The organism is Campylobacter sp. RM12651 (genome assembly GCF_022369475.1).
GTDB lineage: Bacteria > Campylobacterota > Campylobacteria > Campylobacterales > Campylobacteraceae > Campylobacter_E.
This window is the reverse complement of sequence record NZ_CP059600.1, coordinates 715,555-736,112: the sequence shown is the minus strand read 5'-3', so window position 1 is coordinate 736,112 and position 20,558 is coordinate 715,555. Positions and strand designations below refer to the sequence as shown.

22 protein-coding genes are annotated in these 20,558 nt (G+C 27.6%); 7 read left to right on the top strand and 15 right to left on the bottom strand.

What is annotated here, in order from left to right:
- The first annotated feature begins 127 nt into the window (after positions 1 to 127).
- The 4 genes from AVBRAN_RS03700 to AVBRAN_RS03685 all read left to right on the top strand — a co-directional run bounded on the left by AVBRAN_RS03700 (position 128) and on the right by AVBRAN_RS03685 (position 2,270).
- On the top strand, positions 128 to 1,162 hold the full coding sequence (locus AVBRAN_RS03700; RefSeq protein WP_214118805.1) for a flagellar basal body P-ring protein FlgI: 1,035 nt from the start codon (positions 128 to 130) through the stop codon (positions 1,160 to 1,162).
- Positions 1,163 to 1,311: 149 nt separating this feature from the next.
- Complete coding sequence (locus tag AVBRAN_RS03695) at positions 1,312 to 1,572, top strand: rod-binding protein (protein WP_239803721.1); 261 nt, start codon at positions 1,312 to 1,314, stop codon at positions 1,570 to 1,572.
- 54 nt (positions 1,573 to 1,626) lie between these two features.
- A complete protein-coding gene (locus tag AVBRAN_RS03690) occupies positions 1,627 to 1,842 on the top strand; it encodes a flagellar biosynthesis anti-sigma factor FlgM (RefSeq protein ID WP_214118801.1) in 216 nt (71 codons plus the stop codon).
- Positions 1,842 to 2,270, top strand: coding sequence for a hypothetical protein (locus tag AVBRAN_RS03685; protein ID WP_214118799.1), 429 nt, complete (start codon positions 1,842 to 1,844; stop codon positions 2,268 to 2,270). The genes AVBRAN_RS03690 and AVBRAN_RS03685 overlap by 1 nt, the downstream gene beginning before the upstream one ends.
- A gap of 18 nt (positions 2,271 to 2,288) precedes the next feature.
- On the opposite strand, the gene AVBRAN_RS03680 is transcribed toward AVBRAN_RS03685, so the two are convergent.
- The 7 genes from AVBRAN_RS03680 to bioD form a co-directional block, all read right to left on the bottom strand.
- Complete coding sequence (locus tag AVBRAN_RS03680) at positions 2,289 to 3,599, bottom strand: MATE family efflux transporter (RefSeq protein WP_239803582.1); 1,311 nt, start codon at positions 3,597 to 3,599, stop codon at positions 2,289 to 2,291.
- Between the two features lie 48 nt (positions 3,600 to 3,647).
- Positions 3,648 to 4,982, bottom strand: a complete 1,335-nt coding sequence (locus tag AVBRAN_RS03675; RefSeq protein WP_214118795.1) for an acetyl-CoA carboxylase biotin carboxylase subunit — start codon at positions 4,980 to 4,982, stop codon at positions 3,648 to 3,650.
- Positions 4,983 to 4,992: 10 nt separating this feature from the next.
- Positions 4,993 to 5,442 carry an acetyl-CoA carboxylase biotin carboxyl carrier protein gene (accB, locus tag AVBRAN_RS03670; protein ID WP_214118793.1) on the bottom strand — a complete coding sequence of 150 codons (450 nt, stop codon included), beginning with the start codon at positions 5,440 to 5,442 and terminating at the stop codon, positions 4,993 to 4,995.
- A gap of 114 nt (positions 5,443 to 5,556) precedes the next feature.
- Positions 5,557 to 6,261 (bottom strand): DUF3137 domain-containing protein, encoded by a 705-nt coding sequence (locus AVBRAN_RS03665; RefSeq protein ID WP_239803581.1) that lies wholly within the window; start codon positions 6,259 to 6,261, stop codon positions 5,557 to 5,559.
- Complete coding sequence (locus AVBRAN_RS03660) at positions 6,258 to 7,022, bottom strand: DUF3137 domain-containing protein (protein WP_239803580.1); 765 nt, start codon at positions 7,020 to 7,022, stop codon at positions 6,258 to 6,260. Before AVBRAN_RS03660 ends, AVBRAN_RS03665 begins: the two co-directional genes overlap by 4 nt.
- Positions 7,019 to 7,579 carry a LemA family protein gene (locus AVBRAN_RS03655; RefSeq protein ID WP_239803579.1) on the bottom strand — a complete coding sequence of 187 codons (561 nt, stop codon included), beginning with the start codon at positions 7,577 to 7,579 and terminating at the stop codon, positions 7,019 to 7,021. Before AVBRAN_RS03655 ends, AVBRAN_RS03660 begins: the two co-directional genes overlap by 4 nt.
- Before the next feature lie 2 nt (positions 7,580 to 7,581).
- Positions 7,582 to 8,178, bottom strand: a complete 597-nt coding sequence (bioD, locus tag AVBRAN_RS03650; RefSeq protein ID WP_239803578.1) for a dethiobiotin synthase — start codon at positions 8,176 to 8,178, stop codon at positions 7,582 to 7,584.
- A gap of 53 nt (positions 8,179 to 8,231) precedes the next feature.
- Here bioD and AVBRAN_RS03645 point away from each other — a divergent pair, with 53 nt between their 5' ends.
- Entirely contained in the window at positions 8,232 to 9,068 is an 837-nt protein-coding gene (locus AVBRAN_RS03645; protein WP_239803577.1) for a biotin synthase, read from the top strand.
- Between the two features lie 255 nt (positions 9,069 to 9,323).
- The gene (locus AVBRAN_RS03640) at positions 9,324 to 11,012 is read left to right on the top strand and encodes a methyl-accepting chemotaxis protein (RefSeq protein WP_239803576.1); all 1,689 of its coding nucleotides are present in this window, start codon (positions 9,324 to 9,326) and stop codon (positions 11,010 to 11,012) included.
- Positions 11,013 to 11,370: 358 nt separating this feature from the next.
- Here the strand turns inward: AVBRAN_RS03640 and AVBRAN_RS03635 are convergent, their stop codons facing one another.
- The 5 genes from AVBRAN_RS03635 to AVBRAN_RS03615 are packed head-to-tail and all read right to left on the bottom strand — an operon-like array spanning position 11,371 to position 15,684.
- The gene (locus AVBRAN_RS03635; RefSeq protein WP_239803575.1) at positions 11,371 to 12,303 is read right to left on the bottom strand and encodes a HaeIII family restriction endonuclease; all 933 of its coding nucleotides are present in this window, start codon (positions 12,301 to 12,303) and stop codon (positions 11,371 to 11,373) included.
- Positions 12,303 to 13,292 (bottom strand): DNA cytosine methyltransferase, encoded by a 990-nt coding sequence (locus AVBRAN_RS03630; RefSeq protein ID WP_239803574.1) that lies wholly within the window; start codon positions 13,290 to 13,292, stop codon positions 12,303 to 12,305. The genes AVBRAN_RS03635 and AVBRAN_RS03630 overlap by 1 nt, the downstream gene beginning before the upstream one ends.
- 43 nt (positions 13,293 to 13,335) lie before the next feature.
- A complete protein-coding gene (locus AVBRAN_RS03625; protein ID WP_239803573.1) occupies positions 13,336 to 14,010 on the bottom strand; it encodes an SAM-dependent methyltransferase in 675 nt (224 codons plus the stop codon).
- Positions 14,007 to 14,594, bottom strand: a complete 588-nt coding sequence (locus AVBRAN_RS03620; protein WP_214117085.1) for a pimeloyl-ACP methyl esterase BioG family protein — start codon at positions 14,592 to 14,594, stop codon at positions 14,007 to 14,009. Before AVBRAN_RS03620 ends, AVBRAN_RS03625 begins: the two co-directional genes overlap by 4 nt.
- Complete coding sequence (locus tag AVBRAN_RS03615; RefSeq protein WP_239803572.1) at positions 14,584 to 15,684, bottom strand: pyridoxal phosphate-dependent aminotransferase family protein; 1,101 nt, start codon at positions 15,682 to 15,684, stop codon at positions 14,584 to 14,586. Before AVBRAN_RS03615 ends, AVBRAN_RS03620 begins: the two co-directional genes overlap by 11 nt.
- A 48-nt stretch (positions 15,685 to 15,732) precedes the next feature.
- Here AVBRAN_RS03615 and AVBRAN_RS03610 point away from each other — a divergent pair, with 48 nt between their 5' ends.
- Positions 15,733 to 17,019 carry an adenosylmethionine--8-amino-7-oxononanoate transaminase gene (locus AVBRAN_RS03610; RefSeq protein ID WP_239803571.1) on the top strand — a complete coding sequence of 429 codons (1,287 nt, stop codon included), beginning with the start codon at positions 15,733 to 15,735 and terminating at the stop codon, positions 17,017 to 17,019.
- A gap of 32 nt (positions 17,020 to 17,051) precedes the next feature.
- On the opposite strand, the gene AVBRAN_RS03605 is transcribed toward AVBRAN_RS03610, so the two are convergent.
- From AVBRAN_RS03605 to AVBRAN_RS03595, 3 genes are all read right to left on the bottom strand, one after another.
- Positions 17,052 to 18,131, bottom strand: a complete 1,080-nt coding sequence (locus AVBRAN_RS03605) for an FAD-dependent oxidoreductase (protein ID WP_214150434.1) — start codon at positions 18,129 to 18,131, stop codon at positions 17,052 to 17,054.
- Positions 18,132 to 18,231: 100 nt separating this feature from the next.
- A complete protein-coding gene (locus tag AVBRAN_RS03600; RefSeq protein ID WP_239803570.1) occupies positions 18,232 to 19,164 on the bottom strand; it encodes a glycosyl transferase family 90 in 933 nt (310 codons plus the stop codon).
- 24 nt (positions 19,165 to 19,188) lie between these two features.
- Positions 19,189 to 20,469: an aminotransferase class V-fold PLP-dependent enzyme gene (locus AVBRAN_RS03595; protein ID WP_239803569.1), complete on the bottom strand. Its 1,281-nt coding sequence runs from the start codon at positions 20,467 to 20,469 to the stop codon at positions 19,189 to 19,191.
- Between the last annotated feature and the right edge of the window lie 89 nt (positions 20,470 to 20,558).

Sequence of the window (20,558 nt, the reverse complement as noted above, 5' to 3'; positions counted from 1 at the left end):
TTATCCTTAAAATTTGAAAGTAATCTGCTGATTTTACAAAAGCTAATTTAGTATTTGGTTAATGTTTTTGTAAAAAATATGGAATATGATTTGCTTAATTTAAACATATTTAAAATAAGGAAAAATAATGAGATTTATGATATTTTTGATATTTATATTAAATTCCTTAATGGCTTCACAAATAAAAGATATTGCAAATATTGTTGGAGTTAGGGATAATGAATTAATCGGATATGGTTTAGTTGTTGGTCTAAATGGTAGTGGAGATGGTTCTAGTAGCGAATTTACTATTCAATCAATTGCAAATATGCTAGGCTCTATGAATATCAAAATAAGCCCTGATGATATTAAAAGTAAAAATACCGCAGCAGTTATGATTAGTGCAAAATTACCTGCCTTTGCAAAAAGTGGGGATAAAATTGATGTAAATGTAGCTTCATTAGGTGATGCTAAAAGTTTAAAAGGTGGAACACTTTTATTAAGTGCTTTAAAAGGTGTTGATGGGAATATTTACGCATTAGCTCAAGGAGCGCTTAGTATAGATAGTAGTGGCAAAGGTGCTAGTATGACAAATGCAAAAATAACAAATGGAGCTAGTATAGAAAGAGAAGTTAATTTTGATTTTAACAATCAAGAAAGAATTACTCTAAGTCTAAAGCAAAATGATTTTGCACTAGCGAGTAAAATAAAAAACGCAATAAATAAAGCTTATGATTTAGATATAGCAAAAGCTACAGATGGTAAAACAATAATAATAGAAAGACCAGAAGAAGAAAGTGCAGTTGATTTTATAGCAAAAGTATTATCGCTAGATGCTGGAGAAATAAACGCAAATAGTAAAATCATAATAAATGAAAAAACAGGAACGATAATAAGTGGAATTGATGTAGAAGTTAGTCCTGTTTTAATATCTCATGGAAATATAACAATTAAAATTGAACCTAAAAGACCTTATGAACTAAAAGACAATGAAGTTGATTTAAAAGATGGTAGTGTAATTGATACTAGCTCAAATATTTTAAGAATTACTAACGATAAAATAACTTTAGCAAATATCACTAGAGCCTTAAATAAACTAGGTGCAAGCCCTGCTGATGTAATAACGATTATTAAAAATTTAAAACAAGCTGGGGCAATTAATGCTGAATTGGAGATTTTATAATGGATATATCAAAAATTTATGAAAATACATATAAAAATACTCTACCAAATACAAATACCTTAATAAAATTAAGCGAAGATAGTAAAAATAATTTTTCTAATTTATTAGAAAAAGAAATTAATAAAATAGAAAATAAAAAATCTCATGAAATTTTAAATTCTAATTTAATAAACCAGCCAAATACTGCAAAAGTAGATGAAAAATTGTTAAAAGAACAAACAGATGCTTTTGAAGCATTTATGATAAAAAGTGTCCTTGATATTAGTCTTAAATTAGAAAATCCACTATTTGGAAAAGATGCTGGAGATGATATTTATGGCTCAATGTATAATGATGCTATGAGTAAGGCTTTAAGTGGTGGGCTTGGATTTTCTGAAATGCTATTTAATTTTTTAAAAGAAAGGCTATAAAGTTTTTTAAACTAATTCCGATATAGTATGCAAATATTATAAAAAGGTTGAAAAATGTTAAACTCACTTAGTTCATCTATGGTATATTCAAGCCAAGATATTATGAAGCCAAAAGCTACAAAAAGTGAAAATGTTGATAAAACTGAAGTTAAAGAAACCAAAAGTTCTTTAAGCCCAAAAGCAGCTGCTATAGCTGAGCAAATTGCAAATGGAACTTATAAAATTGATTTAAAATCTACCGCAAATGCAATTGCAAATGAGTTATGCTAATGATAGAAAAAAGACTAGCTACTGCTAATAATCTTTTATTAAAAATTATTAGCATAACAGAACAAGGAATAAGTGATATCAAAGAAGCTAGAAAGGACAGACTTGATACTCAAAATAAGGAAAAAGTAGAAGCACTTAATGCTTTTTTAAAAGAAAAGCAAGCTTTAGATAATGCCTTACTTGAATTAGCTACTAAAAATAATGGTAATTTATCAGATTTATTAAGTGAAAAATCAAGCGATTTATTACAACAATTAAAATTTAATTTAAATTACTTATTAGCAAAAAACAAAGAATATGCAAAATATGTGCTAAGTGTTAAAGAATTTTATGATTCTTTACTTGAAGAAATGTTAAAAGATAGCATAGAAACTAACGGATACAAACAAGAATTTAAAAGTACAACAACACTAAATCATAAAATATAAATATCTTTTAAAAGATATTTATACAGCTGATTTGCTTTGCCATTTTTTACTTTTCCAACGATATGTATTAGCAAGTCCTCTTAAAAGTTCATCAACTACAAAAGCACTCCATATTCCAACCATAGCAAAATGTAAATGTATCCCTAAAATATAAGCTAAAGGAACACTAACTCCCCACATAAAAACAATTCCAGCATAAAAAGGAAAAGCAGCATCCCCACTAGCCCTTAAAGAATTAACCATTACTATATTTAAAGCTCTTGAGCTTTCTAAGAAAAAACTTATTATAAAAAGCGGTTTTATAATATTTATTAATTCATTGCTTAAACTAAGTGCTTGAAATATATAATCTTGAATTAAAAAAACAAAACTAGCATATACTAAACTACAAATTATTGCAATTTTTAATACTTTAAAACTTTGTTTATACGCTTTTTCAAATTCTTTTGCACCAACTAGCCTACCGATGATTATCTCATTAGCCACACTTAAAGCAGAGCTAGTAGTAAATATAAACATTGAAATTTGAAAAAATATACTTTGAATACTTAAAGCATCTTTTCCTAATAATCCAACAAAAGCAAAAATAACCATATATTGTGCTGACCATAGTAGATTTTCTCCTGCACTAAAGCCACCTATTGTCAAAATATTTTTTAATATTTTTTTATTAATTTTAAAAAATAGCTCAAAATAAATCTTAAGTTTTGCAATCTTAAAATATATATAAACTAACATTGCAAGGCTTACTATCCTAGAAATTACACTTGAAATTCCCACTCCAAATAAGCCTAAATCATATTTATACAAAAATATAGCATTAAAAACGATATTAACTGCATTCATAATAAGCGATACAATCATTAATTCCTTAGCCTTAGCATAAGTTCTAATTACAGATGATAAAGCTATATTTAAGCAATCTAACAATATTACATAAGCTATAGTTTGTAAATATATTAATGAATAATCAAATATATCATTAGGAACATTTAACAACTTAAGCATATTGCCATCAAAAAAATTAATTATAAAAAATATCAAAATACCTAAAACCATATTAAAAGATATACTAATATGAGCTGACCTTATTGCTAAGTTTTTGTTATTAGCACCTAAAGCTTGAGATATTAATACACTTGAGCCAATTGAAAGGAATGAAAATATAGTTGTAGCTATTATAAAAATCTGATTTGCACTACTCATAGCTCCGATTAAAAACACATTGTATCTACTAATCATAATAGTATTTATGACAATAGAGCTAAAACGAAGTAGCATTTCTAAATAAATATTTAAAGATAATTTATAAAAATTAATTTCTTTCATAGCATTACTTAGGACTAAATGAAATTCTTAAAGAATTTCATTTAGGAATTATCTTCTTGATAAATAGTTTGTATCAAATTTATTGTTTATAAAATCAGGATTTTCCATCATAGAAATATGAAAATCTTTTGTAGTTTTAATACCACTTACTATTAATTCTTGTAAAGCACATTTCATCTTATGAATTGCCATCTCTCTTGTAGGAGCCCAAACAACAAGCTTACCTATCATACTATCATAAAATGGAGGAACGCTGTATCCTTGATAAACATGGCTTTCCATTCTCACATTTGCACCTGCAGGAGCTGTATATCTACTAATTGTCCCAGGACAAGGTGTAAATGTTTTAGGGTCTTCTGCAGTAATTCTGCACTCAATTGAATGACCTTTGAAATTTATCTCTTCTTGTTTAGGTAGAGCTTTTCCTTCAGCTACATTTATCATATGACGAATAATGTCTTCTCCACTACACATTTCACTTACGCAATGCTCAACCTGTAACCTTGTATTCATTTCAATAAAATAAAAATTTTGATAATCATCTAATAAAAACTCAAATGTCCCTGCACCTTCATATCCAATAGCTTTAGCTGCTCTTATAGCAGTTTCTAATAATTTTTCTCTAGTAGCTGGCTCTAAAATTCTAGCTGGACTTTCTTCTATTAGCTTTTGATGTCTTCTTTGCATAGAACAATCACGCTCACCTATATGAATAACATTTCCAAAACTATCTCCTATGATTTGCACTTCAATATGGCGTGGATTTTTAATGTATTTTTCAATATACATTCTACCATCACCAAATGCACTTGTAGCTTCGCTTTCAGCAGACCAATATGCTTTTTCTAAATCAGCAGCCTTTTCAACCACACGCATACCACGACCACCACCACCTGCAGCAGCTTTTAAAATAACAGGATAGCCCATTTCTTCAGCTAATTCTTTTGCAACTTCTACTCCACTAATAGCCCCATCACTACCTGGGATTACTGGAACACCTGCTCTTTTCATAACTTGTTTAGCTTTACTTTTATCACTCATAGTATTCATAGCTTCTACGCTAGGACCTATGAATTTAATATTATGACGCTCACAAATTTCTACGAAATTTTGATTTTCACTCAAAAAGCCATATCCAGGAAAAATCGCATCAGCACCGCATAATTCAGCAGCACTAATAATTGATGGGATATTTAAATAACTCTCGCTTGATTTTGGACCACCAACGCAAATACTAGCATCACAATATTTTAAATATAAAGCGTCTTTATCAGCACTAGAATATATACAAATAGCTTCTTTACCCATTTCTTTAATCGTTCTAATAGCTCTTAGAGCTATTTCTCCACGATTAGCAATTAAAATCTTTTTAATCTCTCTCATTGCAACCTACTTATAGTTTTTCAACTGCAAATAATTCTGTTCCATACTCCACAGGTTGTCCATCTTCTACTAAAGCGCTTACGATTTTGCAATCAAATTCAGCTTCAATTTCATTCATAATTTTCATAGCTTCAATAATGCAAATTGTATCGCCTTTTCTCACTGTTTGACCAACTTTTACGAAACTAGCTGCACCTGGACTTGGTGCTTGATAAAATGTTCCTACCATTGGGCTTGTAATTGCTGGATGAGTGTTTTTAGCAGGTTGTGCTTCATTTACTACATTTACATTAATTGGTGCTGGAGCACTTTGTGGCATTACTGCAGGAATTGGTGCGCATTCAACAACCGTTCCTTGCTTTTCTAAGCTAATTTCAAAATCGCCTTCTTTGATTTTGATTTTGCCTATATTTGCTTGAGCAAACATATCTATTAATTCTTTTATTTCTTCTCTTTTCATTTTCTCTCCTGATATAAAATTCTGACAATTTTAATGTTATAAATATAACAAAAATAAAATTATAACTTATAATAGCATATACTTTTAATTTCGTGTTTCAAATTCTCACATTTTTTAAAACTCATTAACAATATTTATTATGCTTTTAAATTCTTTTTCAATATTTTCACTAAAAGAAAAATTATGAATATAAATATGCAAATAATTATCTTTATAAAAAAGACTTATTTTGTGATTAATAAGTTTTGCATTATTACTAATAATATCTAATTTCTTAGGATTTAAGAATTTAAAAACTTCTAAATTATTATTAGAATACAATTTAAAATATTTATTAAAATCTACATTATCAAGTAAAATTAAAGGCTCTTTAACTCCTAAAATATCCTTAATATCGCTATTACTAACTATTATAAAATCTTTCATTTTTATATTTTTTTTACGAATATAAATTCCTTTAAAAATATCTTTTTCTCTTTTTTTATCTTTTTGTGTGTAATAAGTGTTTTTAATATTAACCTTTAAAATATCTAAATCATCTTTATTATAAGCAAATTCTATATTTAAACTTTCACTATTAATTATGCCTTTTTTAATATCGCTTATATTTGATATTTCATTAAAATTATTGCTAATAAAAAATGGTTTGATTATATTTTTATACTGAATATAGCTAATAAAAAATGATGAAATTATAATAAATACTATCAAAATAAACATTATATAAATATTTTGAAATTGCCTAGTAATACCCCAAATTAAATATATTGCCAAACACACAATACAAATTATTCTAAAAACTTTTAAAAACTCTATCATTTTGCCTCATTAAATTCTTTTATAATTCTTAAAACACTTTTAAATTCATTCTCAATATTAGAAGAAAATAAAAAATTATGAATATAAATTTCTAAATATTCATCGCCATAAATCACACTAAATCTATGATTTATGTATTTTGCAGCTGTTACGATATTTCTTAATTTTTTAGGATTTAAAAATTTAAAATCCTTAACCATATCGCTAGGATATAAAATAAATTTTTTATTAAATTCTACATTATCACTCAAATAACTAATCTTTTGATTAAATAAAATTCCATTATTAAAATACAAAAATAACAATCTCCTATTAGCAAAAATACCAAAATTATTATGAATTTTCTTCTTAACCCTTATATAAGTTCCAAAAAAATCAATGCTTAAATACTTAATCTTAACATCAAACATACCTATACTATCAACTTTTAAAAAAGAACAAAACAAAATATCTAAACCATTTTTTCTATAAGCATTAAAAATATAAGCCCTATCAGAAGCTATTAATGTATCTTTATATTTTTCCTTATCTTCAATCAAAACGAAATTATGTTTATAAAAAAACGGCAATACATATAAAAAAAGATTAAGAGTATAAATTAATAAAGCAAGTAATATTAAAGATACCATTAAATATAAAAAATGACTAAAATGAGTTAAATTCATATCCTTGCTAATATAATAATCATCTATTGCTAAACATAATTTATAAAATGCAAAAACAACTAAAACTATAAAAATAAGTTTTAATGTTTTAATCATTTAAATAAATCTTTTACATTAGGATTGCTTTTAATTTCATCTTTTACTTCATAAAAATCAGCTTTTATAAAATTAAAAGCGTTAGCTATTAAATTATTTGGAAAACTCTCACAATAATTGTTATAACTTGTAACTGCTGAATTATAAGCTCTTCTAGCAGCACTAATTTGCTCTTCACAATCTTTTAAAGCATTTAAAAGATTATTAACACTTGAGTTTGCCTTTAAATCAGGGTAATTTTCAAGTTTGATATTTAAATTCCCTAAAGCTTTACTTAGTTCGTTATTTAAAGCAAATTTTTCTTTAGTATTATTTGAATACATAGCATTTTCTCTAAGTTTTACAATATTTTCTAAAGTATCTTTTTCGTATTCAAAATAAGCTTTTATAGAAGCTATTAAATTAGGTATTAAATCATATCTTTGCTGAAGCTCAACATCAATACTTGAATAAGTATTTTTTACATCATTTCTTCTTGCTATTAAAGAATTATAAGTAAAAATAACCATAATAATTACTAAAAACAAAATAGCCAAAATCACATAAATTATTTCCAAAACTAACTCCTTAAATATTTTTCAATTTCATTTTTAAATTCTTGTATCTTTTCATCTATGTTAAACTCATCAAAATACTCTAAATGAGCTATATTTACGCCCGTATAATTATAAATAAACTCATCAAGTCTAGTATCAATCTCGCCAATCATCACGACACAAACAATATCAAAACCATTATCTTGCAATGCTTTTATACTTAAAATCGTATGATTTATCATACCCAAATAATTCCTAGCAGCTAAAATCACTTTACGCTTATGTTTTTTCATAAAATCAATCATAGTTAAATTATCATCAATAGGACAAAAAAGACCCCCAGCTAATTCAATGATCATTTTATCATCATCAGGCAAGATTAAATCATTTATAGAATATTCAATATTATCAACCTTTTTTGCTATGTGTGGTGATGCAGGAGTATTTAAAAATATCCCTTCTTTATGAACTTTTACATTCTTTACAAAACGCTTTAAAATATCGCTATCTTTATTACAACCTGCTTGAACTATTTTAAAATAAGAATAATTAAAAGCTTTACACAAAGCAACACATAAATGAGTTTTACCAGCGTCAGTATGAATGCCACATATATACATTTTTATCCTTTTTAGTTAGAATAAATTGTATTTTAACAAGTAAAGGATATAAAATGAAAGAAATATTTTTATGTTCAATTTGCAATGTAAAAAGTGGAAATTGTAGCGAAGATTGTGCGTATTGCACCCAAAGTAAGCATTATAATACAAATATTAATGTATATGATTATAAGGATATTAATACTATTTTAAACGAAGCAAAAATAGCTAGTGAAGCTGGTGCTTTAGGATTTTGCCTTGTTACTTCTGGTCGTGGAATTGACAGTAAAAAGCTAGATTTTATTGCAAGAGCAGCAAGTGCTATTAAAGAAAGTGGCTTGCATTTACACCTAATTGGCTGCAATGGAAGAGCTAGTTATAAGGATTTAGTATTTTTAAAAGAGCATGGAATAGATAGTTATAATCACAACCTAGAGAGCGCCAAAAGCAATTTTAAAAATATCTGCACAACTCATACTTATGAAGAAAGATATGAAACTAATCAAAACGCTATAAATGCTGGGCTTGGCATTTGCTGTGGTGGGATTTTTGGCTTAGGCGAAAGCGATGAGCAAAGAGCTGAATTACTTGACGCTCTTGCGACTTTAAAGCCGCACACAAGTCCAATTAATTTTTATATAAAAAATGAAGCTTTAAAAATCAAGGCTAAAGAAATCACCAAAGAAGAAGCTATTAATATAATAAAACTTGCAAAAGAAAAACTACCAAATACAAGACTAATGGCTGCAGGTGGTAGAGAATTTGCATTTAAAGATGATTTTAAAGCTATGTTTGAAGCAGGGATAAACGCTATCGTGCTAGGAGATTATCTAACTACAAAAGGCGAAGAAAAACATAAAGATGTAGAACTCATCTTAAAAAGTGGCTATGAAGTAGCTAAGAGTTGTTAAAAATTTTATGGAATTTGAATTTTAAATCCAAATTCCATAAATAATTTATATAAAAATTTTTATATTTTTTTTAAAAAATTCAAAATACTATTAAATTAATATTTATTTTATTTGTTACAACTTAAGATACCCCCCCCCCATTGACACATATTAAATCATTGCTATATAGATATTTAAAGGCTTAAGAATAAAAAGTAAATTTTATGCTAATATACGGAGCTTAATTTAGAAATTATTATCAATAGGAGAATGAGAATGAAAATATCTCAAAAATTAGCAATTATAATTGCTGTGTCTTTAGTGATTTTATGCTCTAGTATGATTTATTTATCAAATAGTGCGATGAAATCAATTAGTGATGATACTGATGTATCTATTGAAAAATTAGTCTTAGACGATGCTTTAAAAACTGCTCAAAGCGTTGTATATAGTGTAAATCATATGACAGACCAGTTATATTTAGATTTAAAAAGTAAAGGCATTAGTAAAGAAGTATCATACAATAACACCATAAAATACTTAAGCAATATGGATTTACATAATAAATTAGTGAATTTTTTCGCAATGGATGAAGATGGAACCTACCTAGTTCATTATGTTCAAGCAAGAATTGGTAAAAATCATATAAATGACAAAGATATTTATGGAAAATACTTTATTCAAGATTTAATCAAATCATCAGCAAACCCAGATGGTGGATATGTTAAAACTAAGTTTTTTGATTCTATGATTAACAAAGAAAGAAATGTATTAATATACGCTCAAAAAGATATAGGCATGGGAATTATCTATGCTTGCACCGTGGATTTAGATGAAGGAATGAAAGAAATACAAAAAATCAACGACGATATGAACTCTCACATAAATGAATTTGGAATCAAATTCATAACATACGCAGTGATTATTGGGATAATAATACTTGCGATATTGATATTTTTTGTATTATTTCAAATCTCTAAACCACTTAATTATCTTACAAGTAGAGCTACTGAATTAAGTAGTGGAGATGGAGATTTAACTCAAAAACTACCTATAAATGGTAAAGATGAAATAGCAGCAACAAGTAAAGCTATTAATGATTTTATAGAAAAAGTTAGATTATTAATCGTAGATGCTAAAAATATAAGTAGCGAAAATGCTAGTGTAGCAAATGAGCTTTCTCAAAGTTCTTTAAATACAGGTCAAAGTGTTGAGCAAAGCTCTGTGATAGTAAGAGATGTAGCTAATAAAGGAGATAGTGCAAACTCTACTCTAGCAATCGGAGTTAAAGCTGCAGAAGATGGCAAAAACCAATTAGTAAATGCTCTAAAATATATAAATGATGTAAATAAATCTATTTCAGAATTAAATACAAAAATTATGCAAAGTGCGAATTTAGAAGCTGAAGTATCAGATAAGATAGTAAGACTTAGTCAAGATGCTGATAATGTTAAATCTATTTTAGAAATGATAAATGATGTAGCAGACCAGACTAATCTACTTGCACTAAACGCTGCAATTGAAGCAGCAAGAGCAGGAGAGCATGGGCGTGGATTTGCCGTAGTAGCTGATGAAGTAAGAAAATTAGCAGAAAGAACCCAGCATTCATTAGTAGAAATAAACGCAACAATAAGTGTTATAACGCAAGGTATAGAAGATGCAAGTGGTCAAATGAGCCTAAATGCAAAAAGCATTGGGGAACTGACAAAATTAGCTGATAATACTCAAAAAACTATGAACGATATGAATGAAGCTATGAATAATGTAATAGGAATTTCAAATCAAACCGTAGATGATTATATAATCACTAGCAAGGTTATGGATGATATATTATCAGGAGTTAATAATATCAATAAAATAACTCACGAAAACGCAAGAAGCGTAGAAGAAATAGCAGGGGCAGCAAATCATCTTAGCAATATTACAGAAAAATTAAACTCAAAACTAAATGAATTTAGAACTTGAGTAAATCATTTGCTAGCACTAACGAAAATGGCGTGGTAGTTTAAGGTATTGTGATATTTATCATTAAAGATTTTTAAATCATTTTTACCTAAAAATACCCCGCTAAAGGCATTTACTCCACTAAGTTTTAAATGCCTAAAAAGCTCAACTTAAAATAAATATTTATATATTTTAAATAATACCATTATAATAAAATTAACAAAATATCTAAATCAAAGGTTAGTAAAGCTATATTTGAAATCGTGTTAGAAGATTATCTAACCACAAAAGGCGAAGAAAATATAAAGAATGTAGAACTAATCTTAAAAAGTGGCTATGAAGTAGCTAAGAGTTGTAAAAATACCCCATTAATGGGGTATTAAAGCCAAATACAATTTATTGTAAGAACACTAACTGGCATTCCTATAATTTGAACATCAAACTTTAAACTACTTTCAACCATAGTAGAAGCATTATGAATTCTAAATGAAAATTGCCACCCATTATTTAAATAAAGCTCTAGTGTGTTTTTACTATCTTTTTTGAAATCTAAATAAATGATTTGATTTGGCAAGCATACCAAAGGAACTTCAACTTGACTTTTCTTGCCTAAATCTCCGTGCATATTATAAGCTTGTATTTGAGTTGTTTGTTTCTTATCAATACTTATTAATTTATAAAAGTCAAATTCTCCTAATAAATATTCCACCATAGATTTTGCAACTTTTCCTTGATTTAAAGCGTATTGTTGTAATATCTCGTTTCTAAAAGCATTTAATAATGAAATATATACATCATCTTTATTATGCAATTCGCTCCATTTTAAGCCTTTGCTATTATCTAAAAAATCAAAAATTGGTTTAATCTCATTCCAGTAATTATCAGAACATTTAAACCCGTACCATTTTTGACCAAAATCTAATTTTTTTGATAATCTTGAATGTTTTACAGCAAAATGATTATGCTTAATACTCAGTCCAATTTCCCAACTAATATCATTTCTTTTTATTAAAACATCTCTTACATCAGCATCCTTACCTTTATCATCTGATTGAATTGAAAGCTCCACCTCATCATTACTATTTTCTAAAATCAATGGTTCTAGTTCAAAAATTTTGCCTATTCCAGCTAAGGCGCTAGTTTTATACATATCTTTTTCAATATCATTTAAACTATCCCAAGCTTTTTTAGCTGCTTTGTAACTGCTATTTTCAATCACTTTTACTTTTCTATGTTTGCCTATTTCATACTCTAAATTAATTAAATAAGCAAATTCATAAGCTCTTCCTTGATTATTACTTTTATTACTCATTAAACTCCTTTTAGCAAATTATTGATAGCTTTTGCCATTTCATAAGCTAAATTAATCGGAACAGCATTACCTATCATTTTATAACCATCTTCAAGTTTATCGTAATAAAATTTAAAATTATCATCAAAACCTTGAACTCTAGCACACTCTCTAACACTAAGTCTTCTATATAAACTCTCAAAACCTTCTTTGAAGATATGTTTATTTTTATCCACTTTTGGCATTTTTGGAGCTTGTGGGTGTAATTGAGCTTGTCTTCCAGAAGCTTGAACGGTAAATGCTGGCTCGTTCCAAGTTCGAACCCTATTTCTACTCATAAAAATACTAGAATAAGAACCTATAAAATATTCATGATTCGGTATTTTACATTTATCACTATTCGATTTATTGTTATCTAAAGCAGGTATGGCACTATCTTTTAAATCATATATTACATCTTTAAAAGTTATTTTGTTTTTATATGGTAATGGTGTAATAAATCTTAAATTCAAATCTTTCCTAAAACCTACGTAAAAAACCCTTAACCTATCTTGAGCTACTCCATAATCACTTGCATTTACAACATTTACAAATACATCGTAACCAGCATTTTCAAACTCATAAATTATATTTTTCACAGCTTCACTATGTCTTTTTGACATCATACCTTTTACATTTTCAGCTAAAAAAAATTTAGGCTTTAAGGCTTTTAAAATTCTAATATATTCATAAAAAAGCTGTCCTCTAGGATCATCAATACCCTTCAATGTTCCTGCTTCACTCCAAGATTGGCACGGAGGTCCACCGATAATACCATCACATTTTGGAAGTTCATCAATTTTTACATCTTTAATATCCTTTTTTATAAGCTTTACTTTATGATTTTTTTCATAGGTTTCCCATATACTTTTATCATATTCATTAGCTACAAGTATCTCAAATCCAGCTTTTAAAAACCCCAAATCAAGACCACCAGCACCTGAAAATAAAGATATTATTTTTCTACTCATATTCTTCTTTCTTGATATTTTTATTTAATTCTACATTATTTTTTTAATTATTAGCACTAACGAAAATAGCGTGGTAGTTTAAGGTATTGTGATATTTATCATTAAAGATTTTTAAATCATTTTTACCTAAAAATACCCCGCTAAAGGCATTTACTCCACTAAGCTTTAAATGCCTAAAAAGCTCAATACTTGAGCTAAAATTTAACTCATAATCTTTCTCAAAAATCTTTATATTTTTATAATGTGGCTTTAAAATCTGCTCTATTTCATCAATATTTAAATACTCAAGCCCCACACCAAAATGCTCATTAATTTGCCAAAGATTATTCACTCCAAAAGTGCTAAAAATTAGCTTAGAATTTGATTTAGAAATTTCATTTATTAATTTTGCTAAATCAAGCCACTGAAAACACGCATTTGAAATAACTAAATCAAAATCCATTTTAGCTAAAAATGAGTTTTCAAAATCTCTTAAATCGTGCTTTACGAAAATAAATTCCTTACCATAATCACAGCTAAAATCATTAATATCCACGCAATAAAACTCACTAAATTCTATCTTTTTAGCTACCATTTTACTAAACTCACCCCTATTTGAGCCAAGCTCAAGCACCCTATCAAAACGCCCATTTATTTCGCTAAGCAAAACTTCTCTCATATCATTTTGCACGATAGCATTTTTAAAATAAGTATCTTTTGCTCTTAAAAAACTTTTCATATTTCATCCCAGCTTAAAAACTCATCAAAGCAAAAATGAGAAGCATTGATTTTATTAATATTTTTAAAGCTTTTTAAAAGTGCATTTTGTGGGAAAATTTTATCATCATTTGATGAGTATGCCAAATCATAATCTTGCCAAATACAAGGCTTTTTAGAAATTTCTATAATACTTAAAAGCTCATCTTTAGGATTTTGATTAAATGCCTTATTTATCCCGCCACAATTATTTAAAAAGCTTTCTTTATCAAATCTTTTAGCCGTAATTTTAAAAAGCTTTTCGCTAATTCCCAACTCATCATCAATACCTTTTATAGTGCCATTTATCGCTATTTTTTGCACGATATTAAGCGAACTTAAATCACACTTGCAAGACACCATAACACCCATTGAAAAAGCGATTAGTTTAATGTTTTTATAAGTTTTACAAATCTCTAAAAATCCTAAATCAAATTCCAAATAATCATAAACCATTAAAACATCATTTTTAGAAGCTAAATTATAAGCACTCGGTAAAAATCCAAAACCACCGAAAAATAGCACCAAATCACTAGAATTATTTTTATGTAAAAACTCAAATTTCATAAAAAGCCTTAGCAAAATTATCTAAATCGCTAAAATCCATACTAGCATTTATTGATAGTCTTATTCCTGTATCTTTAATAGCTACGGTTGGAGTTTTTATACTTGGAGCAAAAAAGCCTTTTTGCATAAGTCTTGCCGAGTAAAAATTAGCTTTTTCATTATCTCCTAAAACTATCATTTTTATATAACTAACGCCCTTTATTTTATCTTTTAGCAATTCATTTAAATATGAGCTAAGATTTTGTAAATGCTCTCTTAATTTATCAAAATTAGCCAATTTTGAAAACACAAAATGCGAATAAGCTACATTAATAGGCGGTAAAGCGGTTGAATAAATTAACCCCCTAGCCTTGTTTATAAAAAAATCTTTTGCTTCTTTTGAGCAAATCATCGCAGCACCCATACTAGCAATGCTTTTGCCAAATGTAAGAACTAAAAAATCAATGTCTTTTAAGTGTCCAAGTCCAAGCCCATTAATACCTAGTGAGCCAATACTATGTGCTTCATCAACATAAAGCATAATGTTTTTATATTTTTTCTTAAGTTCTAAAAGCTTATCAAGTGGTGCAAAATCTGCATCCATACTATATAAACTCTCGCAAATTATTATGATTTTTTCATAATTTAAATTCGTTTGCAATAATTTTTCTAAATCATTTATATCATTGTGTTTAAAGCGTTTAAAATTAGAATGCTTTATGCCATCAATGATACTTGCATGAACTTTTTTATCAGCTAAAAAAAGCGTATTTTTTAAAGTAGCTAAAGCACTTAAACAACTATAATTTAGCAAAAACCCACTGCTAAATAAAAGCGCTTCATTTTTATATAAAGACGATAAGTATTCTTCAAACAAAAAGTATTCATCTCCACCGCCACCAAGACTTCTACTAGCGCTTGAGCTAAGTGCAAAATGATTTTTTAAAAACTCTCGTTCAAGTTCACCGCTACTTGCAATTCCTAAATAATCATTACTAGCAAAATTAAGCAGTCTTTTATCATTGAAAATCACAAATTTACCATCATTTTTAAATCTTTTTAGTTCTCTAAAATTATTTTCTTTTTTTAATTCATTTAATAAGTTTTGCATTTTTATCCTTTATAATAATTTTAATTAAAATTTATAAAGGAGTTATAAATGCAAGAAGAATTAGTAAAACTTGATTTAGCACATATTTGGCACCCTTGCACGCAAATGAAAGAGCACGAATTTGTGCCATTAATCCCTATAAAAAGGGCAAAAGGTGTGTATTTATATGATTTTAATGATAAATCATATATTGATTGCGTTAGCTCTTGGTGGGTAAATCTTTTCGGACATAGCAATGATTATATAAATAGTAAAATTTACGAGCAATTAAACACTTTAGAGCATATCATAATGGCTGGATTTTCTCACGAAAGCATTATAAGATTATCAAAAAGACTTACTGATTTACTACCAACTAAGCTTAATAAATGCTTTTATGCTGATAATGGCTCAAGTGCTGTTGAAGTAGCACTTAAGATGAGTTTTCATAAAAATCTTTTGCAAGGAAAATTAAAAAACAAATTTTTATCACTTAGTAATTCATATCACGGAGAAACGATAGCTGCACTAAGCGTAAGCGATGTTGAGCTTTATAAAAAGACTTATAAACCACTTTTGCTTGAATGCTTAAACACTCCTGCACCAAGTGGGCTAGATTATGAAAATGAATTAAAAGAGCTTGAAAAATTACTTGAAAAAGAGCATAAAAACATAAATGCCTTTATACTTGAGCCTTTAATTCAGTGTGCAGGTTCAATGAATATGTATTCAGCTAAGTTTATTAAAAAGGCTTGTTGGTTAGCAAAATCTTATGATATTGATATAATTTTTGATGAAATTGCCGTTGGATTTGGAAGAAGCGGGACTATGTTTGCTTTAGAGCAGTGTGAAATTGTGCCTGATTTTTTATGCCTTAGCAAAGGGCTTAGCGGTGGGTATTTGCCAATTAGTGTAGTAATTACAAATGATGAAATTTATAATGAATTTTATGCTCCATATAGCGAATACAAGGCGTTTTTGCATTCACATAGCTATACAGGAAATGCACTTGCTTGTGCTGCTGCGAATGCAACTTTAGATATATTTACTAAAGATAATGTTATAAATCAAAATAAAATTAAAAGCGAGTATATAAACTCACTTTGGCAAGGATTTGCTGAATTTAAGAGTGTGCGAAATGTTAGGCATCAAGGAATGGTGTTTGCATTTGATATAGAGCATTTTAATCCTAGATTTGGGCTTGAAGTATATCTAAAAGCACTTGAATATGGGTTACTTTTAAGACCACTTGGCAATACGATTTATTTTATGCCACCTTATGTAATCAATAACGATGAGATAAATTATGTAATAAATAGCATAAAAGAGATTTTGAGATTTAAGAATGTGAAATGAGAATTTCAAATTCTTAAAATTGTTTTAATGTTTTACTTTAGAGTTTCACTCCATTCTATTTCGGTTAATTTTTTAAGACTTTTTGCCATAAAACCACTATAAGTTTTACCTAAAATAACGCCTATTGCATAGTCTTTTCCAACCGAACAAATGCTACCTTTATCATTGTATTTAAAAGGTTCATTAAACTCAATTCCTTCAAGTCTTGCATTTAGTCTTTTTGCTAGGTATTTTCCTTGCTTACAAGCAATTTGTGCAGTAGGTGCGAAATTTGAAACAATCGCTAAATCTCCTAAAACATAGCAATTATCAAAATTAGGTGCCATTAAATACTCATTCACTAAAACTCTATTATTTTTGTGATTAAAGCCACTATTTGCAATTACTTCACTACCCTTAACTCCAGCTGTAAAAATTATAGTTTTTGCTTTTATATAATTATTTTCATCGTTTAAGAATAATTTATCATCAACTTTTTTGATTATTTTATGAGAGCTTAGAACTTTTACGCCTAGATTTTCTAAATAATTTCTAGCTTTTTTAGCTAAATCTTTAGTATAAACAGGCAAAATCTCATCCATTGCTTCAACCAAATATAAATTAATGCTAATTCCTAGATTTTTGCAAGTTGTAGCGATTGAGCCACAAAGTTCTACTCCACTAAGCCCCGCACCACAAATAATTACATTTTTATTCTCATAAAGCTCAAGATTTTTATAAAGTGTTTCAGCAGTTTTTAAAGCGTTTTTATAATTTATAATATTTAAGCATTCATCAAGTCCATCAATGCCAAAGGTATTTACACTCGCACCAAGCCCAACATAAAGCTCATCATAATCATAATTTGCATTCTCGCAAATAACTTTGCCATTTTCAATACTTTTTACATTATCACAAATTAAAGTTATATCTTTAGGCAGTATGCTTTTTAGATTTATTACTATGTCTTTTTCGCTTTCTCTTGCTGCTATTTTGTGTAATTCTGTCGTTTTATAATGATAAGAATTATTGTTAATTAGTATAAATTCTGCTTTTCTTAGATTTTTCTTTTTAATCTTTTTAATTAGACTTAAATTTGCATACCCAGCACCTAAAAATACAATTTTTTTCATAAACTCTCCTTTAAAAATATTTAATAAATATTAAAATATTTTTACTTTAATTCATATTAAATATTAATAAAGTTTAAAATAAAATTTATATATTTTAAATTCAATCAAATAATTCAATTACAAAATTATCTAATTTCACTTGATTTGAATAATAAAAATACTTCGCTAAAACCAAAATACCAAGCAATTCTTCTATATTAGGATTTAAAAATTGTTGTATATATTCATTTTGATTTTTAATAATATTTTTTACTAATTTATCATTAGTTAAAGCATTATCCATTACATCTAAAATATCGCTAAAATCATCTTGAATTAATAAAAAATGCTCATTAGGAATTAATTTTCCTTCCATAAACCAAGTTTCATATTTTAATCTTGGAGTAATTGCGATAGAATTTGAACTCATTATCCATTTAAGATTTGTAGCAACATCCCAACCTTCAAGAGAGATTATAAATTTATATTTAAGCTGCTCTTCCTTGCTTAAATAACCTGACCTATTTTTCTTATTTACATTACCTAGATTTAGTCTTTTACAATCTTTAAATTTATTAATAAAATCTATTCTATTTTGTTGAACACAAGCACCCCTAAAAACAGCCAAATCCACTTTATCTTTAAAATCATTTTTATCATTTAAAAAACAAAAATATCTTCTGCTATCAAGCTTTAAAATCACATTTTTACTATCAATTGGTCTTGATTTTGTTATGGTATTTAAAAACTCACTAGAACAATCATAAAAGAATTTATTTATCTTTAAATCTTTATGAAAATATTTGCTAACATTGTAAAAATCAAAAGAATATGAAGTGTTTTTTAATAAGTTTTCGCCTAATTTAGAATGCTCTACATTTTCTATCTTTTTTAGCTCAAAAAAATCATTAATTTTATTGTAATAATTCAATCTATTTTTTATATATAAAATCTCATCATTTTTTAGCTTTTTTAAAGCATTTAATTTTGAAATTAATTGCATATTAAAAAACACTCTTGGAATACTTAAAGCACCAAGTCCTTTTAAATTCATAATTACTTTGCTAATAAATATTCCTTATTTTAAATTCTTATTTAGCTTTTCTATGCTTTTGCAAAGTGAGTTAATCAAATAATCAATATCGCTTAATTCGTGAGTATAATGCAAACTTATTCTTAAAAATCCAGGCTTAGCATTGAAATTTTGATTATCCACATAATTTAATAAATCATGCGCATAAGGACCAGCACAAGCACACCCAGCACGAGTTTCTATCCCATAATCATCGCTTAAGACCCTAGCTAAATCATAAGGGCTAACGCCTGTAGAATTTAGTGAAAATATAGGCAATCTATCCTTAATATTTGCAGCGTATAGTGTGATTTTGTATTTAAATTGCACTTTTTTAATTGCGTTTAAAAAATATTCTTTTAAGATATTTTCCTTTTCTTTAATCACTCCAAGCCCTATTTCATCTCTAAGTCTAAAAGCTAATTCACTTTTAATAACTTGTAAAATCGCAGGGGTTCCACCCTCTTCAAGGCTTTCAGCATCGTCTAAAAACTCATAATTACTCCTACTAACATAGCCAACCGTCCCACCAGCTGCAAATGTAGGAATTTTGCCAATAAGCTCATTTTTAATAGCTAAAAATCCACTCGTGCCAACTCCACCTAGCATTTTATGTCCTGAAAAAAACAAAGCATCAAACGGAATTTCAATATTTTCATAAGGTATAGCCGAACTTGCATCAATTGCTAAAATCGCTTTATATTTTTTCGCAATTTCGCTGATTTTTGCAAGGTTTGCTCTAACTCCTGTGATATTGCTAACGGCATTAAAACTCATTATTATTTTTCTATTAGCGTTCTTTTTGCAAATTCTTTCAAGCTCGTATAAATCACTATTAAAATCCCTATGATTTAGCCTAATGCACTCGCATAAACCTTCTTTAAAACTAAGCTCATTTGAATGGTGTTCAATCGCACTAACAATTACTAAAGGCAAAGTATTTTTAGCAATATCATTAAAATAACGCTGTTTAATAAGCGGTGGAACATATATTCCTAATAATTCTTGAAATTTTTTAATAGCCGCAGTTGAGCCACTCCCACAAGCAATCAAGCTATAATTAGAATTTAATCCTAAGCTTTTTTTGATATAGCTTTTTGCGTCTTTATAGTATTTACTTGTTATTTTTGAATTTTTTGCACTATCTGAATGAGTGTTGGCGTATGTTTTTAAAATATTTTGCATTTTTAATTCAATTGATTTTAGTGCTAAAGCACTTGCTGTGTAATCAAAATATTTTGTATTTTCATCTAAAATTATGTCGCTTTTTAGCTCACTAATTTGCATTTTTGCCCTTTGTAAAAATAATTAAAGTAAAATTAGCACAAAAAAATTAAGGGGTAGTTATAGAATTTTTAGACTTTATTAAAAGATAT